Source organism: Micromonospora sp. NPDC005257 (genome assembly GCF_042872445.1).
GTDB lineage: Bacteria > Actinomycetota > Actinomycetes > Mycobacteriales > Micromonosporaceae > Micromonospora.
The window spans coordinates 240222-256410 of the sequence record NZ_JBIAKL010000003.1 but is presented as its reverse complement, the minus strand read 5'-3'; the positions used below and the strand labels follow the sequence as shown (position 1 = coordinate 256410).

General features: G+C 72.9%; 16 protein-coding genes and 2 pseudogenes. 11 read left to right on the top strand and 7 right to left on the bottom strand.

Annotated features, from left to right (window positions below; translation table 11 throughout):
* The first annotated feature begins 54 nt into the window (after positions 1-54).
* Both ACFYO8_RS08055 and ACFYO8_RS08050 read left to right on the top strand, forming a co-directional pair.
* Entirely contained in the window at positions 55-753 is a 699-nt protein-coding gene (locus ACFYO8_RS08055) for a class I SAM-dependent methyltransferase (RefSeq protein ID WP_355095598.1), read from the top strand.
* A gap of 281 nt (positions 754-1034) precedes the next feature.
* The gene (locus ACFYO8_RS08050; protein ID WP_354867220.1) at positions 1035-1760 is read left to right on the top strand and encodes a nucleotidyltransferase domain-containing protein; all 726 of its coding nucleotides are present in this window, start codon (positions 1035-1037) and stop codon (positions 1758-1760) included.
* Positions 1761-1787: 27 nt separating this feature from the next.
* On the opposite strand, the gene ACFYO8_RS08045 is transcribed toward ACFYO8_RS08050, so the two are convergent.
* Both ACFYO8_RS08045 and trmB read right to left on the bottom strand, forming a co-directional pair.
* Positions 1788-4292 carry a DUF3516 domain-containing protein gene (locus ACFYO8_RS08045; protein WP_357706907.1) on the bottom strand — a complete coding sequence of 835 codons (2505 nt, stop codon included), beginning with the start codon at positions 4290-4292 and terminating at the stop codon, positions 1788-1790.
* Between the two features lie 60 nt (positions 4293-4352).
* On the bottom strand, positions 4353-5039 hold the full coding sequence (gene trmB / locus ACFYO8_RS08040) for a tRNA (guanosine(46)-N7)-methyltransferase TrmB (RefSeq protein ID WP_354867216.1): 687 nt from the start codon (positions 5037-5039) through the stop codon (positions 4353-4355).
* A gap of 83 nt (positions 5040-5122) precedes the next feature.
* On the opposite strand from trmB, the gene ACFYO8_RS08035 reads away from it, so the two are divergent.
* Both ACFYO8_RS08035 and ACFYO8_RS08030 read left to right on the top strand, forming a co-directional pair.
* A complete protein-coding gene (locus tag ACFYO8_RS08035; RefSeq protein WP_354867214.1) occupies positions 5123-5701 on the top strand; it encodes a hypothetical protein in 579 nt (192 codons plus the stop codon).
* Positions 5702-5709: 8 nt separating this feature from the next.
* Positions 5710-6570 (top strand): class F sortase, encoded by an 861-nt coding sequence (locus ACFYO8_RS08030; protein ID WP_387187843.1) that lies wholly within the window; start codon positions 5710-5712, stop codon positions 6568-6570.
* Between the two features lie 56 nt (positions 6571-6626).
* Here the strand turns inward: ACFYO8_RS08030 and ACFYO8_RS08025 are convergent, their stop codons facing one another.
* The 3 genes from ACFYO8_RS08025 to ACFYO8_RS08015 are packed head-to-tail and all read right to left on the bottom strand — an operon-like array spanning position 6627 to position 8722.
* Positions 6627-6941: an antibiotic biosynthesis monooxygenase gene (locus tag ACFYO8_RS08025; RefSeq protein ID WP_354867212.1), complete on the bottom strand. Its 315-nt coding sequence runs from the start codon at positions 6939-6941 to the stop codon at positions 6627-6629.
* Positions 6942-6966: 25 nt separating this feature from the next.
* Positions 6967-7764, bottom strand: coding sequence for an exodeoxyribonuclease III (locus tag ACFYO8_RS08020; protein ID WP_354867210.1), 798 nt, complete (start codon positions 7762-7764; stop codon positions 6967-6969).
* A 37-nt stretch (positions 7765-7801) separates the two neighbouring features.
* Positions 7802-8722, bottom strand: coding sequence for a PAC2 family protein (locus ACFYO8_RS08015; RefSeq protein WP_354867207.1), 921 nt, complete (start codon positions 8720-8722; stop codon positions 7802-7804).
* 390 nt (positions 8723-9112) lie between these two features.
* On the opposite strand from ACFYO8_RS08015, the gene ACFYO8_RS08010 reads away from it, so the two are divergent.
* The 3 genes from ACFYO8_RS08010 (at position 9113) to ACFYO8_RS08000 (ending at position 10974) form a co-directional block, all read left to right on the top strand.
* Positions 9113-9958 carry a peptidase M23 gene (locus tag ACFYO8_RS08010; protein ID WP_354867205.1) on the top strand — a complete coding sequence of 282 codons (846 nt, stop codon included), beginning with the start codon at positions 9113-9115 and terminating at the stop codon, positions 9956-9958.
* A 95-nt stretch (positions 9959-10053) separates the two neighbouring features.
* Complete coding sequence (locus ACFYO8_RS08005) at positions 10054-10200, top strand: hypothetical protein (RefSeq protein ID WP_166456378.1); 147 nt, start codon at positions 10054-10056, stop codon at positions 10198-10200.
* A 39-nt stretch (positions 10201-10239) separates the two neighbouring features.
* Entirely contained in the window at positions 10240-10974 is a 735-nt protein-coding gene (locus ACFYO8_RS08000) for an EcsC family protein (protein WP_354867202.1), read from the top strand.
* Positions 10975-11021: 47 nt separating this feature from the next.
* Here ACFYO8_RS08000 and ACFYO8_RS07995 read toward each other — a convergent pair whose 3' ends face one another.
* Both ACFYO8_RS07995 and ACFYO8_RS07990 read right to left on the bottom strand, forming a co-directional pair.
* The gene (locus ACFYO8_RS07995; RefSeq protein ID WP_354867200.1) at positions 11022-11861 is read right to left on the bottom strand and encodes a GDSL-type esterase/lipase family protein; all 840 of its coding nucleotides are present in this window, start codon (positions 11859-11861) and stop codon (positions 11022-11024) included.
* A 99-nt stretch (positions 11862-11960) separates the two neighbouring features.
* A pseudogene (locus ACFYO8_RS07990) lies at positions 11961-12287 on the bottom strand (antibiotic biosynthesis monooxygenase); the annotation flags it as partial.
* A gap of 113 nt (positions 12288-12400) precedes the next feature.
* Between ACFYO8_RS07990 and ACFYO8_RS07985 the strand changes: the two are divergent.
* The 4 genes and pseudogenes from ACFYO8_RS07985 to ACFYO8_RS07970 all read left to right on the top strand — a co-directional run.
* On the top strand, positions 12401-12664 hold the full coding sequence (locus ACFYO8_RS07985) for a DUF6343 family protein (protein WP_269700639.1): 264 nt from the start codon (positions 12401-12403) through the stop codon (positions 12662-12664).
* Between the two features lie 12 nt (positions 12665-12676).
* Positions 12677-14089 (top strand): NADP-dependent succinic semialdehyde dehydrogenase, encoded by a 1413-nt coding sequence (locus tag ACFYO8_RS07980; RefSeq protein ID WP_354867197.1) that lies wholly within the window; start codon positions 12677-12679, stop codon positions 14087-14089.
* Between the two features lie 31 nt (positions 14090-14120).
* Positions 14121-15095, top strand: coding sequence for a TIGR03885 family FMN-dependent LLM class oxidoreductase (locus tag ACFYO8_RS07975; RefSeq protein WP_354867195.1), 975 nt, complete (start codon positions 14121-14123; stop codon positions 15093-15095).
* 37 nt (positions 15096-15132) lie between these two features.
* Positions 15133-16188, top strand: a pseudogene (locus ACFYO8_RS07970) (cation:proton antiporter); the annotation flags it as partial.
* Position 16189: the final 1 nt, after the last annotated feature.

Genomic DNA, 16189 nt, shown 5'->3' with positions numbered 1-16189 from the left:
GCGCGGCTTCCGAGACCTACGCGTCCGCACCAGTTCACGAGGAGGAGCCGAACGATGACGGATGCCGGAACGCGGTTGGAAGGCGGCGGCACTTCTGGGTCACGGAGCAGGCGAGCGGACGACTGGTTGGCAGACATCCGGATCTCCTACGACACGGTCGCCGACAGCTACTCCGACTACACACGGGTGGCCTTGGCTGGGGAGCCCTATCTGCTCGCGGCCTTGGCGTTGTTCGCCGACCTGGTCCACGCCGCCGGCGGTGGCCCGGTGGCGGACGTGGGCTGCGGACCAGGCCATGTCACTGCCCACCTGCATAAGCTGGGCGTCGATGCCTTCGGCGTCGATTTGGCACCCGCGATGATCGACATCGCTCGGCGGGAGCACCCCGACCTGCGGTTCGAGGTGGGTTCGATGACGGACCTACAACTCGCTGACGCCTCGATCACTGCCCTGCTCGCCTTCTGGTCGTTGATCCACATCCCCGACGACGAGATCCCGGCGGTTCTTAGCCACTTTCGGCGGGTGCTGCGTCCCGATGGACCTCTGTTGCTCGGCTTTCACGTCGGAGATGAGTCACAGCTGAAGACGGAAGGCTACGGCGGTCATCCGATGAAGGTCTACGTGCACCGCCGTCAGCCGGACCGGATGGCGACCTGGCTGCGCGATGCCGGATTCACGGTCAAGGCCCAGATGCTGCTCGGCCTCGACGAGAGCCTTCCAGGAGCGGTCCTCTTTGCACACCGCCGGCCCTAGCATCCCGGCCAAGTCCACTGACCCAGGCATCAGTGGTGATCAAGCTCGACGAGGACGACGTCGCCGCGCTCGGCCACCCCGCTCAAGAAGGTGCCAACTAAACCTGGACGGAAACGCTTCCGCCGTCCGCACCTAGTTGGCACCGCTACTGCTCAAGCGCGACGATTAGTGCCACCTTCACGTGGACCGGACATTCTTTCTCGGCCTGCCCGCCGGTGGTCGGCCGGGCCGGTCGGCGCAGGACTCCGGCATCGACGCCGGCCGCTCCCTATACTCGCCGCATGGCGGCGTCACCTGCTGTCGTCGCAGACCTCGGCGACGAGCTGAGAGGGCTGGGCTGGGTCAGCGACCTGATGGTGGCGGGTTCACTTGCCACCGGCGACTACGTGCCGGGCGTCAGCGACCTCGACCTGGTCGCGCTCGTCGACGGACCGGTCGACGCCGGCCGGCGGGACGCCCTCGTCGCGATTCATCGTCGCCTCGACGGCGGCAGCGGCGAAGGACTCAAGCTCGGCTGCGTGTACGTCGAGGGCGCCACCGTTCCCGACCTCGGCCTGCGGCATCCGACCTGGACCCACGGCCGGCTCGTCCACCGCGTCCTCTCCCGGGTCACCAGAGCGGAGCTGGCCCGGCACGGATACGCGGTCCACGGGCGCTCGCCGGGTGACGTCTTCCCCGAGGTCTCCGCCGACGACATACGAGCGGCGGCCCGCGCCGAACTGACCGGCTACTGGGCCTGGGCCGCCCGACGTCCATGGCTGTGGCTGGACCCCACCGTCGCCGAGCTCGGTCTCACCTCGATGGCGCGGGGCCGGCACGCGCTCCGCGAGGGCGCGCTGCTCACCAAGACGCAGGCGATCAGCCAGGCGCACGCCCCCGCCTGGCTGATCGACCGGCTCGCTGCCAGACGGCGGGGCGAGGACGTCTCCCCGCCCCGGATACGGACGGCCTTCGTCGCCTGGCGCGACGCCCGCCGAACGGTCGCCCACGCACGGCGCGTCCGCTGAGCGGCGGGCCGCCTCAGCGCGCCGCCGCTACAACTGGCCGACGTCGGTGATCCGGACCACCGCCGCGCCGGTCTCGTCCGAGGCGGCGAGGTCGATCTCGGCGCTGATGCCCCAGTCGTGGTCGCCGTCCGGGTCGTCCAGGATCTGCCGTACGGTCCACGTGTCGCGGCCCTGCTCGATCATCAGCAGCGCCGGCCCGCGCGCGTCCGGCCCCACCCCGATCGCGTCGTACGTCTCGAAGTACGGCTCCAGCGCGTCGGCCCAGGCGTCGGCGTTCCAGCCGTCGCCGGCGTCCAGCTCGCCGAGCAGGTCCCAGCGGCGCAGCGCGGCCAGCTCGACGCGGCGGAACATCGCGTTGCGCACCAGCACCCGGAACGCCCGCGCGTTGCGGGTGACAGCAGGTGGCCGGTCGTCGAGGGAGGCGGCCACCTCGGCCACGTCCGACGGGTTGCGCAGCCGCTCCCACTCGTCGATCAGGCTGGAGTCGACCTGGCGGACCAGTTCGCCCAGCCACTCGATGAGGTCGACCAGCTCCTCGGTCTTGGCGTCCTCGGGGACGGTCTGTCGCAGCGTCTTGTACGCGTCGGCGAGGTAGCGCAGCACCAGCCCCTCGGACCGGGACAGCCCGTAGAACTGGACGTACTCGGTGAACGTCATGGCCCGCTCGTACATGTCCCGGACCACGGACTTGGGGGAGAGCTCGTGGTCGGCGACCCAGGGGTGGCCCTGCCGGTACATCTCGTACGCGGCCTCCAGCAGCTCGGCGAGGGGCTTGGGCCAGGTCACCTCGTCGAGCAGTTCGAGGCGGGCCTCGTACTCGATGCCCTCGGCCTTCATCGCGGCGACCGCCTCGCCGCGGGCCTTGAACTGCTGTGCGGACAGCACCTGGCGCGGGTTGTCCAGGATCGACTCGATCACGCTGAGCACGTCGAGCGCGTACGACGGGGACTCGCGGTCGAGCAGTTCGATGGTGGCCAGCGCCAGCGGTGACAGCGGCTGGTTGAGCGCGAAGTCGAGCTGGAGGTCGACGGTGAGCCGCACCCGGCGGCCGGTCTCGTCCGGCTCGGGCAGCTCCTCGACCACACCGCCGGCCCGCAGCGCCCGGTAGATGGCGATGGCCCGGCGGATGTGCCGGCGCTGGGCGGCCTGGTCCTCGTGGTTGTCGGTGAGCAGGTGCCGCATCGAGGCGAACGCGTCGCCGGGACGGCCGATCACGTTGAGCAGCATCGAGTGGCTGACCTGGAAGCTGGAGGTGAGCGGCTCCGGCTCGGCCTCGACCAGGCGCTGGAACGTCGGCTCGCCCCAGCCGATCGAGCCCTCCGGCGGCTTCTTCTTCACCACCTTGCGGCGCTTGCGCGGGTCGTCGCCGGCCTTCGCGAGGGCCTTCTCGTTCTCGATCACGTGCTCGGGGGCCTGCACCACGACCCGGCCGAGCGTGTCGAACCCGGCCCGCCCGGCCCGGCCGGCGATCTGGTGGAACTCGCGGGCCTTGAGCAGCCGGGTGCGGGTGCCGTCGTACTTGCTCAGGCCGGTGAACAGCACCGTACGGATCGGCACGTTGATGCCGACGCCGAGCGTGTCCGTACCGCAGATGACCTTGAGCAGGCCGGCCTGGGCGAGCGTCTCGACCAGGCGGCGGTACTTCGGGAGCATGCCCGCGTGGTGCACGCCGATGCCGTGCCGGACCAGCCGGGACAGCGTCTTGCCGAAGCCCGAGGTGAACCGGAAGTTGCCGATCGCCTGGGCGATCATGTCCTTCTCGGCGCGGGTGCAGACGTTCACGCTCATCAGCGCCTGGGCGCGTTCCAGCGCGGCGGCCTGGGTGAAGTGCACGACGTACACCGGGGCCTGCTTGGTCTCCAGGAGCTCCTCCAGGGTCTCGTGCATCGGCGTGGTCGCGTACGAGAAGAGGAGCGGGACCGGCCGCTCGGCCGAGCGGACGACGGCGGTCGGCCGCCCGGTGCGCCGGGCCAGGTCGTCGACGAAGCGGGTGGTGTCGCCGAGCGTGGCCGACATCAGCACGAACTGGGCCTGCGGCAGCTCGATCAGCGGCACCTGCCACGCCCAGCCGCGATCCGGCTCGGCGTAGAAGTGGAACTCGTCCATGACCACCTGGCCGACGTCGGCGCGGCGGCCCTCACGCAGCGCCAGGTTCGCCAGGATCTCCGCGGTGCAGCAGATGATCGGCGCGTCCGCGTTGACGCTGGCGTCGCCGGTGAGCATGCCGACGTTCTCCGCGCCGAAGACCTCGCAGAGCGCGAAGAACTTCTCCGAGACCAGCGCCTTGATCGGCGCGGTGTAGAAGGAGGTCCGGTCGTCGGCGAGCGCCGCGAAGTGCGCCGCGATCGCCACCAGGCTCTTGCCCGAGCCGGTGGGCGTATTCATGATCACGTTCGCGCCGGAGACGATCTCGATGACCGCCTCCTCCTGATGGGGATAGAGGTTCAGGCCGCGCTCGGACGCCCAGGAGGCGAACGCGTCGTAGAGGGTGTCGGGGTCGGCGGTCTTCGGCAGCGCGGCGGTGAGAGTCATGGCGCTCCCATCGTGCCTGGATCCCACCGCGCCGCGCCAACCGGGTTCAGCGCACCGGGTTCAGCGCCGCCGGTGGATCAGGTCGAAGACCTCCCGGCCGGCGGTCAGCGCGCGGCGTTCGAACTTCGTCACCGGCCGGTGCTCGGGCCGGGGCGCGTAGCCGCCGTGCACGTCGACCAGCTCCGGGTCGGCGGTGAGCGTCTCGCGCATCGCCTCGGCGTACTCGGCCCAGTCCGTCGCGCAGTGCAACGTGCCGCCGGGCGCCAGCCGGGAGCGCAGCAGCGCCACGTGCGCCGGCTGGATGATCCGCCGCTTGTGGTGGCGGGTCTTCGGCCACGGGTCGGGGAAGTAGACGTGCACCGCGTCCAGGCAGCCCTCCGGCATGGCCCGGACCAGGTCCAGCGCGTCCCCCTCGGCCACCCGCACGTTGTCCAGGCCGTGCCGTTCGACCAGGTCGAGCAGGTTGGCGATTCCCGGCGTATGGACCTCGACCGCCAGATAGTGTCGGTCCCGGTCGGCCGCCGCCATGGCGGCGGTGGCGTCGCCCATGCCGGAGCCGATCTCCAGCACCAGCGGCGCCCGCCGTCCGAACAGCGCCGCCGGATCGCACGGCCCGTCGAGGGCGGCGATCCTGAGGCCGTACGCGGGCCAGAGCCGCTCAAGCGCGTCGCGCTGCCGGTCGCTCATCCGCCCGCGACGCGGATGGAAGGTGCGGATGCGGGCGGCGGGGAGGTCGGTGAGGGTCACAACGACCCGAGCCTACGTCACCCGGATCGGATGTGATGTGCGGCCGGGGGTGAGAGGATTCATCCCGTACGCCGGGAGGGGTCATGGGGTCGTTCAGGGTACGTGAGGCGCTGCTGGTCGCCCTCGCCGCGTGCGCCGCCCCGCTGGCCGGCGCGGCGTCCGCCCAGGCCGCGCCGCGCGCGGTCGAACCGGTGCCGGAGCAGCCCCCGGCCGACGTGATCTTCGTGGAGGTAACCCCGGGCACCGTCTCGCCCGGCTACCTCGTCGGCATCCGGGCGAGCTGCCGGGACAACTTCGTACCGGCGATCGCGACCTCGGACGCGTTCGGCAAGATCCAGGTGCAGCCGCAGCGCGGCCTGCTCACCGCCTCGCCGATGGTGCACGAGCGCACCCGGCCCGGCAACTACCGGGTCAAGCTGGAATGCCCGGGCGGGGAGACCGCGTCCACCATGCTCCAGGTGATCAAGCAGGGCCAGCCCACCCGGCAGCCGAACCGGCCGAGCCATCTGCCCAGCCGCGGCCCGGCGACCGGTTTCGGCGGCACTGCCGGCCCCGGGCTCGGTGGCCTGCTGGTGCCCGTCGGGCTGGCGGTGACGGTGGTCGGCGCCGGGCTCGGCGTGGCCGCGTCCCGCCGGCAGGCTCGCGGCGCCGCGGGACGCTGAGGCCGGCCATGGCCGAGCACTTCCTCCCGCCGCCCGCCGGATCCCGGCGCTCCGGCCGGCCGTTCCTCGCCCCACCGGCCGCCCCACCGAGTGACGCCACCCGCCCGTCCCGGGCCGGCCCACCGCCCGCCGCGCCGCGACCGTGGTACCCGCCGTCGGCCGATCCGCCGGCCCTGCGCCCACGGCCCGCCGGGCCGCCGCCGGCCGAGCCACCGGCGCCGCCGGGCAGGGGGGACCGGGGCCGGGGCTCCTGGTCGAAGCCGCTCGCAGTGGTGCTCGTGCTGGCCGGCGTGTTCGCCACCGGGGCCGGGCTCGGCCGCACGGCCGGGCCGTTCGACTTCGCCGACGCGTCCACCGGCTCAGGCGAATCGCGCGTCGCCGCACCCGCGGTGAGTGCCGCCGCCCCGGTCCGGAAGCCGGCGAGCCGGCCGGTACGCCTGGCGGTGCCGGCCATCAAGGTCAACGCGCCGGTCACCCCGGTCGGGCAGGCGAAGGACGGCTCGGTGGCGGTGCCGCCGCTGACCGAGCACGACCAGACCGGCTGGTACGACAGGGGAGCCGTGCCCGGCGACCCGGGCCGGGCGATCATCGTGGGCCACGTCGACACCAAGAGCGGCCCGGCCGTGTTCTACCGGCTGCGTTCGCTCAAGCCCGGCGCCCGGATTCAGGTGACCCGCGCGGACCGCAGCGTGGTGACCTTCACGGTGGACAGCGTCGAGTACTTCGACAAGGCGAACCTGCCCGCCGCGCGGGTCTACGGCGACTCGGGTCCGGCCGAACTGCGCCTGATCACCTGCGGCGGGGAGTGGGTGGGCGGCCGTACCGGCTACCAGGACAACGTGATCGTCTTCGCGTCCCTCACCCGCTGACCGCTCTCACCTGGCCGGCCCTTCCCGCCGCCAACTTCATGATCGACGCGGTGGGGTCAGGGCTTGGCGGGGACCTGCTGGACCACCTCGAACTCCAGCAGGGTGGCGCCGGTGGCGACGGGCTTGCGGGGTTCGCCGCCCTCGGCGTGCGCGGCCCGGGACGGGCCCTGCGCCCACGCCTGATACGCCTCCTCGCTCTCCCAGCGGGTGTAGACGAAGTAGCGGGTGTCCCCGGCGACCGGGCGCAGCAGCTCGAAGCCGAGGAATCCGGGGGAGTTCTCCACCGCGCCGGCCCGTGCCGCGAACCGCTTCTCCAGCTCCGTGCCGGCACCGGGCGGGACGTCGATTGCGTTGATTTTCACGACAGCCATGTGTCCACCCTAACCAGCGCCGGGCTCAGAACGTCTCGACGGCCGGCGCCAGGTCCGCGTCCACCACGATCGGGGCGTGGTCGGAGGGGCCCTTGCCCTTGCGGGCCTCCCGGTCCACGTACGCCGAGCGGACCGCGCGGGCGAACGACGCGCTGGCGTACACCAGGTCGATCCGCATGCCCTTGTTCTGGTGGAACATCCCGGCCCGGTAGTCCCAGTACGTGAACGGGTGCGGCCCCTTCATCGGCGTCGGCACCACGTCCTCCAGCCCCAGGTCGCGCAGCGCGGCCAGGGCGGCCCGCTCGGCCGGGGTGACGTGGGTGGAGGTGACGAACAGCGCCGGGTCCCACACGTCGGCGTCGGTGGGCGCGACGTTGAAGTCACCGCAGACGGCCACCGGCAGGGGACCGGCCACCTCCGGTTCCAGGGCGTCGCGCAGCGCCGCGAACCAGGCCAGCTTGTACGCGTAGTGCGGGTCGTCCGGCGTGCGGCCGTTCGGCACGTACACCGACCAGACCCGCAGCCCGTCGCAGGTGGCCGAGATGGCGCGGGCCTCGGGCTCGGGGAACCCGGGCTCGCCCGGGAAGCCGACGGTCACGTCGGCCAGCCCCACCCGGGACAGCACCGCGACGCCGTTCCACCGCCCGTCGCTGTGGCTGGCCACCTCGTAACCCAGCTCGCCCACCTCGGCGACCGGGAACGCCCCGTCCGGGCACTTGGTCTCCTGCAGGCACACGACGTCGGGCTTCGTGGTGGCCAGCCAGTCGAGCAGCCGGGGCAGGCGGGCCTTCACCGAGTTGACGTTCCAGGTCGCCAGACGCATGTCTCCACCCTGCCGCATCCCCGCCCGCCCCGCCCGGTCAGCGCTCCGGGTTGTCACCGGGGCGGGTCTGCTCGGCCAGGAACCGTTCCAGCTCGGCGCCGAGTTCGTCGGCGGTGGGCAGCGGCCCGGTCTCGCCGGCCAGCAGGTTCTTCTCGCCGCGCCCGCGGGCGAACGCGTCGTACTGCTCCTCCAGCGCCTGGACCAGCGTCGCCGCCTCCTCGGTCTGGGTGACCTGACGGTCGATCTCGACCCGGACCGCCTCGGCGGCGGTCCGCAGATCCTCGACCGGCAGCAGCAGTCCGGTGCTGCGGGACACCGCGGACAGCAGCGCCTCGGCGGCGGCCGGGTACTCGGCCTGGGCCACGTAGTGCGGCACGTGCGCGGCGAAGCCGAGGGCGTCGCGCCCCTGCTCGCCGAGGCGGAACTCCAGCAGGTGCCCGACTCCCGCCGGCACCTGCACCTTCTGCAGCCACGGCTCGTGCCCGGAGATCAGGTCCTTGCGGGTGGCGTGCGCGGTGACGCCGCTGGGCCGGGTGTGCGGCACCGCCATCGGGATCGAGTTGAGCCCGACGGTGAGCCGGACGTCGAGCCGGGCGCAGAGCCCGGCGACGGAGGCCACGAAACGCTCCCACTGCAGATCCGGCTCGGGGCCGGTGAGCAGCAGGAACGGGGTCTCGTCGTCGTCGTGCAGCAGGTGCAGCTCCAGCGCCGGGGCGTCGTAGGACTCCCAGTGGTCCTCGACGAACGTCATCACCGGGCGGCGGGAGCGGTAGTCGAAGACCTGGTCGACGTCGAAGCGGGCGATCACCCGGGCGTCGAGCGAGGTGAGTAGCTGTTCCCGGGCGAGCCGGGTGGCGTTGCCGGCGTCGACGAAGCCGGTGAGCGCCTGGATCAGCACCGGCTGGCCGAGCTCGGGCAGCTCGTCGGTGAGTTCGTAGAGCTCGTGTGGATCGAGCACCGGTGGTCCTCCTGTCGACGCGTACGGGGGAGCGCCGACCGTGCGGCCTCCCCGGTTCGGCCAACGTACCGGGGTGGGTGGTCCATTCCGTTACGGCCACGTCCGATGCCCGGATGATGATCACGATTCGGCTACGCCCCGGTCCGCCGACCCATATCCGGATCGTCCGAACGGACGAGTTAGTCGATCATCGGGTGGGACCGGGAGGTCTGCGACGTTCGTGCCCGGCCCGGTAGGCCCACCGTCGGCCGGGCGATTGGCCCGGTTGCCGAGGTTCGTCCCCTGCGGGCCGAGGCCGACGCGACCTGTCCGTTTCGCGTGGACCAGAATGTGGTGAGGGCCACTCTATAGGCCTGGGTGATCCCGGTTTGCCCTGTCTAGCCTCGTCGGATGCGTAACGACGGCAACCTCGACGACCCGTTCGGCTCCGGCCGCCCGGGTGACCGTTCGGACGATACCCCCTCCATCAACCGGTCGACGGTGCTCCGGCGGCTCTTCCCGCGTACCCGCTTCTGGGCGCCCACGAACCCCCGGCCCGGCCGGACGAAGCTCGCGGTCGCCACCGGCGCGGCCTGCTGCCTCGGCCTGGTCGGCGTCAGCCAGGCCGACTCCGGCGCTCCGGAGCGCGCCGCGAGCCCGGCGCCCTCGGCGGAGGTCGCCGAGCGCGCGGCGGTCGACCCGGCCTCCCGGGCCATGGCCCGTCCGAGCACCGCCCCCGCCACCCCCAGCGCCGGCCCGTCCGCGACGGCGAGCCCGAAGGCGACCGCCAAGCCCAAGCCGAAGAAGCCCGTCCGGCAGATCGTCCCGGTCGCCGGCCTCGACCGCACCCAGATGAACAACGCCAAGAAGATCGTGCAGGCCGGCCAGAAGATGGGCATGCCGCGCCGCGCCCTGGTCATCGCGGTGGCGACCGCCATGCAGGAGAGCACCCTGCTCAACTACGCCAGCGGCGTGCTGCCCGAGTCGCAGAGCTACCCGCACCAGGCGATCGGCTGGGACCACGACTCGGTCGGGCTGTTCCAGCAGCGTCCGAGCAGCGGCTGGGGCACCGTCGAGCAGCTCATGGACCCCGAGTACGCGACGAAGGCGTTCCTGTCCGCGCTGAAGGAGATCCCCGGCTGGCAGAACCTGCCGATCTCGGTGGCCGCGCAGGCGGTGCAGATCTCCGCGTTCCCGGACGCGTACGCCCAGCACGAGTGGCGGGCCGGCGAGGTGGTGGCCGAGATCCTGGGCTGACCCGGACGGGGTGGTTGCCGAAGGGGCGATTCGGGTATCAAGGGCTTGCCGGTCCCGCGTACACATGAAGGGGACCGCGGGACGGGAGGACCCTCATGTCGCTGATGCAACGGATCACCGCCTTCCTGCGGTCGCCGCGGGGCCAGCAGCTGGTCGACCGCGGCCGGCGCGAGATGTCCAAGCCGGAGAATCAGGCCCGGCTGCGGCAGATCGCGACCCGGCTGCAGTCGCGCCGGCGCTGACCCGCGTCGCCCTCGCCGTACGAGCCTCCGGAGCCCTTCGTGACCGACCCCGCCCCCGTCGACGGGGAGCCCAACGCCGCCCCCGTTCCGCCGTTGGAGGTGCCCGAGGCGCCACCGGCCAAGCTGTGGGACCGGATGCGGGCGGACCCGCAGTACGCGCCGGAGCACCTGGCCCTCGAAGCGGTACGCCGGCTCGGCCCGGAGGCCGCGCAGTGGGCCGCCCGGGAGCGGGCGCTGCGGCCCGACGTGCCACCGGAGCAGCTCGCCGACCAGGCGGTCCGCAAGTTCGTCAACCACGCCCGGCTCTCCGGCGCCGTGTCCGGCGCGGCCGGGCTGCCCGGCGCGGTGATCGACGTGGGCGTGCTGGCCTGGACCCAGGCCCGGCTGGTGCTGCACGTCGCGGCCGCCTACGGCGCCGACCCGACGGACCCCGAGCGGGCCACCGACCTGCTGGTGCTCCAGCGGGTGCACAAGGCCACCCAGGCCGCCCGCCTGGCGCTCGGCGTGGCCGCCGGCCGGGAACGGGCCGGCGCGCTGTTCGGCTCCGCCGGTGACCGGGCGCTGGGCCGGGTGATGCTCCAGCTCGGCGTCCGGCTGGCCCGGATGGCCGGCGTACGCGCCGCCAAGCGGATGTTCGCCAAGGTCGTGCCCGGCGCTGCGATCGTGCTCGGCACCTGGGCCAACTCGTCGGCGACGAAGGAGCTGGCCGACCGGACGCGCGCCCTCTACCGCACCGCCGGCCAGCAGCGGCTACCCGGTCCGCGCCAGCCCTGACCCGCCTCGCGTCGGCCGTCCACCCCGGGGCGGCCGACGCCGGCCGGTCAGCTCGCCCAGCCGGAGGCGTTCCAGGCCACCTCCGCCAGCCGGCCCTGCCCGGCCGCGTTCGGGTGGAACCAGTCGAGCGCGTTCACCTGGTCCAGGGCGATGCGGTGGCGGTGCACCGCGCCGCCGTCCCAGCGGCAGCGCGAACCGTACGCCCGGCAGGCGGCGCGCAGTTGCCCGTCGTACGCCTCGATCCGGTCCCGGACGCGGGCCCGGCGGGCCACCGCGGCGGGCGTGCTCGACGTGGCGTCGGCCAGCAGCGACGGGCAGACGCCCCGCGACCAGGCCCGCACGGCGCGGGGCTCGGTGTGGCCGATCTGCCAGAGCCGGTACAGGTCCGGGATGCTGACCACCAGCACCCGAGCCTTGGGGCGGCCCTCGCGCAGCACGCCCAGTGCCGCGTCGACCTGGTCGCGGAAGGTGGCGACGGGCGTCATGTCGTCGACGTCGCCCCGGCAGGCGTCGTTCGCCCCGATCAGCACGGTGACCAGGTCGGCCTTGTCGCGTACCGCCGACCGGGCCTGGCCGGTCAGCGCGGACGCGCGGGCGCCGGGCACGGCCCGGTTGTACGCCCGCAGCCCCGGCGCGTCGGCGCGCAGCCGCCGGTAGACGCTCTCCACCCGCAGGCCGTCCCCGGTCGACCAGGAGTTGCGTTCGCAGCTCACCAGCACCAGGCAGGAGCCGTAGCCGGTGGTGACCGAGTCGCCAAGCGCGGCCAGCACCCGGGGCTCGCCGGGGCGGGGCGTGCCGGAGGGCCGGGGGGACGCGTCGCCGGAGCCGTCACAGGCGAGCGCGACGAGCGCCGCCAGGCAGGCCAGCGCGGCGATCCAGCGTCTCATCGGTCCCCCGTCCGGCGGCGGCAACGGGCGCGTCGACCCTATGCCCCGGTGGGGTCCCGGCGGCGGTTCTGTCGGCTATCGGGCATCGACCACCGTCGTTCACATCTGTCGTGCCGGCGCGGGCCGGCCGTGCAGCCACCGGTGCAGCAACCGGGTGATCCGGGGCAGCACCAGGTAGGTCATCAGAGGGGTGAGCACGAGCGTCATCAGCAGCGTCCGGCCGGCCAGCGGCACGTCGGCCAGGAACCTCGTGGTCAGCAGCGTGGCGACCAGGCTGAGCGGGAAGAACGCCAGCCAGATCGTGACCGCCTGCTTCCAGCGCGGCGGCGCGGACGGCTCCGGCTCGCCGAACGTCTCGACCACGTGGTCCACCGGCGGGTCGAACCAGCCCTCGATGCCGGTGCGCCGCTCCACCCGGGTGTGCTGCCCGCCGGCCGCATCCGGCGACCGCCCGCCGGGTGTCCCGCATCACCGGTACGTCCCCGGGTCGTGCCGGTAGCTGCCGGTTAGCCCTGCCCGTGCCGGGGTAGGCCCCAGGAATGACCCGATCACAACCCCGGCGCGCCCGTGGCACGGTCGGCCACGCGAACAGCGCGCTGAACCTGCGGCTCGCGCTGGCGACGTTCGGTCTGGTCGTGATGACCGTCTTCGCGGTGCTCGCGTTCGCCGCCGGCATCGCCTGGCTGGGCGTCGTCTGCGCGCTGCTCGCCGTGGTGGCGGTGGTCGACCTGGTCGTGATCCAGCGCCGCCGCGCCGCGCGCCGCCGGGAGGAACCGGGCGTGCGGCACTCGCTGTTCGAGTGACAGGAGGACGAGATGCCCATCGCCACCACCAATCCCGCCACCGGACAGGTGCTCAAGACGTACGAGGCGATGTCGGACGAGCAGATCGACGCCGCGATCGAGCGGGCCGACCTCGCCTTCCGGCAGTTGCGGGACACCACCGTCGCGCAGCGGGCCCGGTGGCTCACCGCCGCCGCCGACCTGCTCGACGCCGAGCGCGACGAGACGGCCCGGCTGATGACCACCGAGATGGGCAAGACGTACGCCGCCGCGAAGGCGGAGGTCACCAAGTGCGCCACCGCCTGCCGCTTCTACGCGGACAACGCGCCGGGGATGCTCGCCGACGAGCCCGCCGACGCCGCCGCGGTCAAGGCGAAGCGGGCGTACGTGCGGTACCAGCCGATCGGTCCGGTGCTCGCGGTGATGCCGTGGAACTTCCCGCTGTGGCAGGTGATGCGCTTCGCCGCCCCGGCCCTGATGGCCGGCAACACCGGCCTGCTCAAGCACGCCTCGAACGTGCCGCAGACCGCGCTCTACCTGGAGGGCCTGTTCCGCCGGGCCGGGTTCCCCGAGGGCGCCTTCACCACGCTGCTGGTCGGCTCCGACGCGGTCGACCGGATCCTCAGCGACCCACGCGTCCGTGCCGCCACGCTGACCGGCAGCGAGCCGGCCGGCCGGTCCATCGCCCAGATCGCCGGTCGGGAGATCAAGAAGACGGTGCTGGAGCTGGGGGGCAGCGACCCGTTCGTGGTGATGCCCTCGGCCGACCTGGACACCGCCGCCGAGGTCGCCACCACCGCCCGCTGCCAGAACAACGGGCAGTCCTGCATCGCCGCGAAGCGGTTCATCGTGCACACCGACGTCTTCGACGCGTTCGCCGAGAAGTTCGCCGCCCGGATGGCGGCGCTGCGCGTCGGCGACCCGATGGACGACGACACCGACGTCGGCCCGCTCGCCAGCGAGCGCGGCCGCGACGAGGTGCACGCCCAGGTCACCGACGCGGTGGACCAGGGTGCGACGGTGCTCTGCGGCGGCGAGAAGCCGGCCGGGGACGGCTGGTACTACCCGCCGACAGTGGTGACCGACCTGCGCCCGGAGATGCGCATGTGGAGCGAGGAGGTGTTCGGGCCGGTCGCCGGGCTCTACCGGGTCGGCTCGTACGACGAGGCGATCGAGGTCGCCAACGGCACCAGCTTCGGCCTCGGCTCCAACGCCTGGACCAACGACCCGGCCGAGCAGGAGCGCTTCGCCGTCGACCTGGACGCCGGCAACGTGTTCGTCAACGGGATGACCACGTCCTACCCGGGGCTGCCGTTCGGCGGCGTGAAGAACTCCGGGTACGGCCGCGAGCTGTCCGCCGCCGGCATGCGCGAGTTCTGCAACACCAAGACCGTGTGGATCGGCGAGGGGCAGGCCGGCGCGGGCGCGGGCGCGCACTCCGAGTAGGGCGATTGGCCGGACGCCGTCACGGGTAGGAGTGGCGACCATGACGGCGTTCGGCTTCCACGCATCCCACGAGCAGATCCACCCGGCCCGGCTGCTGGAGGCGGTGATCCACGCCGAGCGCGCCGGCTTCGACGCGGCCATGTGCTCCGACCACTTCTCGCCGTGGAGCGAGCGGCAGGGCCAGTCCGGTTTCGCCTGGTCCTGGCTCGGGTCGGCGCTCCAGGCCACGAATCTGTCCTTCGGGGTGGTGAACGCGCCCGGCCAGCGCTACCACCCGGCGATCATCGCGCAGGCCATCGGCACGCTCGGTGCCATGTACCCGGGCCGGTTCTGGGCTGCGCTGGGCACCGGTGAGGCGGCCAATGAGCACATCACCGGCGAGGTCTGGCCCCACAAGGACGTCCGCAGCGCCCGGCTGCGCGAGTGCGTCGACGTGATCCGGGCGTTGCTGGCCGGCGAGGAGGTCAGCCACGACGGGCTCGTCACGGTGGACCGGGCGAAGCTGTGGACCCGGCCGGAGGAGCCGCCCGCGCTCGTCGGCGCCGCCGTCAGCATCGCCACCGCCCGTTGGTGCGCCGAGTGGGCGGACGGGCTGATCACCGTCAACGCGCCGGTCGAGCATCTGCGCCAGATGATCGACGCCTACCGGGACGCGGGCGGACGCGGCCCGCTGCACCTCCAGGTGCACGTGAGCTGGGCGCCCGAGCAGGCCGAGGCCGAGGCGATCGCGTACGAGCAGTGGCGCAGCAACGTGTTCGCCCCGCCGGTCTGCTGGGACCTGGAAACCCCCGAGCACTTCGACGTGGCCAGCGCCGACGTGCCGATGTCCAAGGTCGCCGAGACCGTGAACGTCTCCGCCGACCTGGGCCGGCACATCGGCTGGCTGGAGGAGTACATGGCGCTGGGCTTCGACCAGATCGCCCTGCACCACGTCGGGCAGGAGCAGCGCGCGTTCATCGACACGTTCGGCGCCGAGGTGCTGCCGAAGCTGCGCTCCGCCGCCTGATCCCACACCGGGCCGCCGGCACATAAGCTCGACGGTCGTGGATGCTCTGTTCGAGGTCGTGGTCTTCCTGGCCATCGCGACCTTCGGCGCGGCGCTGGCCCGCCGGCTCGGCCTGCTGGCGCCGATCCTGCTGGTGGTGCTCGGCCTCGCACTGTCCTTCCTGCCGTTCTTCCCGCACGTGCGGCTGGACCCGGACCTGGTGCTGGTGGGCATCCTGCCGCCGCTGCTCTACGTGGCGGCGCTGGAGACGTCGGTGCCGGCGTTCCGGCTCAACCTGCGGCCGATCCTGCTGCTCGCCGTCGGGCTGGTCGTCTTCACCGCGTTCGCGGTGGGCACCGTAGTGCACTGGTTCCTGCCCGAGCTGCCGTACGCGATCTGCCTGGCGCTCGGCGCGGTGGTGGCGCCGCCGGACGCGGTCGCCGCCACCGCGGTGGCCCGCCGGGTCGGCCTGCCCCGGCGGGTCGTCACCATCCTGGAGGGCGAGAGCCTGGTCAACGACGCCACCGCGCTGGTGCTGCTGCGGGTGGCGATCGTCGCCGCGACCGCCACCACCGGCGGGGTCGGCGTCGGCGACGTGGCCCGGGAGGTGGTCGTCGCGGCCGGCGGCGGCATCCTGGTCGGCCTGCTCGGCGTGGTGGTCTTCGGCTACCTGCACAAGCGCATCACCGACCCGGTGCTGGACAACGCGCTGTCGCTGATCGTGCCGTTCGCCGTGGTCTTCGCCGCCGAGGAGATCCACGCCTCCGGTGTGGTCGCGGTCGTGGTGACCGGCCTGGGCATCGGGCACAAGCTGCCCACGCTGCTGTCGGCCGCCTCCCGCCTGCAGGTGACCGCGTTCTGGCGGCTCATCCGGTTCCTGCTGGAAGGGCTGGTCTTCCTGCTGGTCGGCCTGCAACTGCCGGAGGTGGTCCGCGACATCGACGAGCCGTTCGGCTCGCTGGCCGCGATCACCGCCGCGGTGCTGGCCGCCGTCTTCCTGGCCCGGTTCGTCTGGGTGTTCCCGGCCACCTACCTGGCCCGGCTCGTGCCCCGGATCCGCCGGCGTGACCCGGCGCCTCCGGTGCAGTTCCCGGTCGTCATCGGCTGGGCCGGCT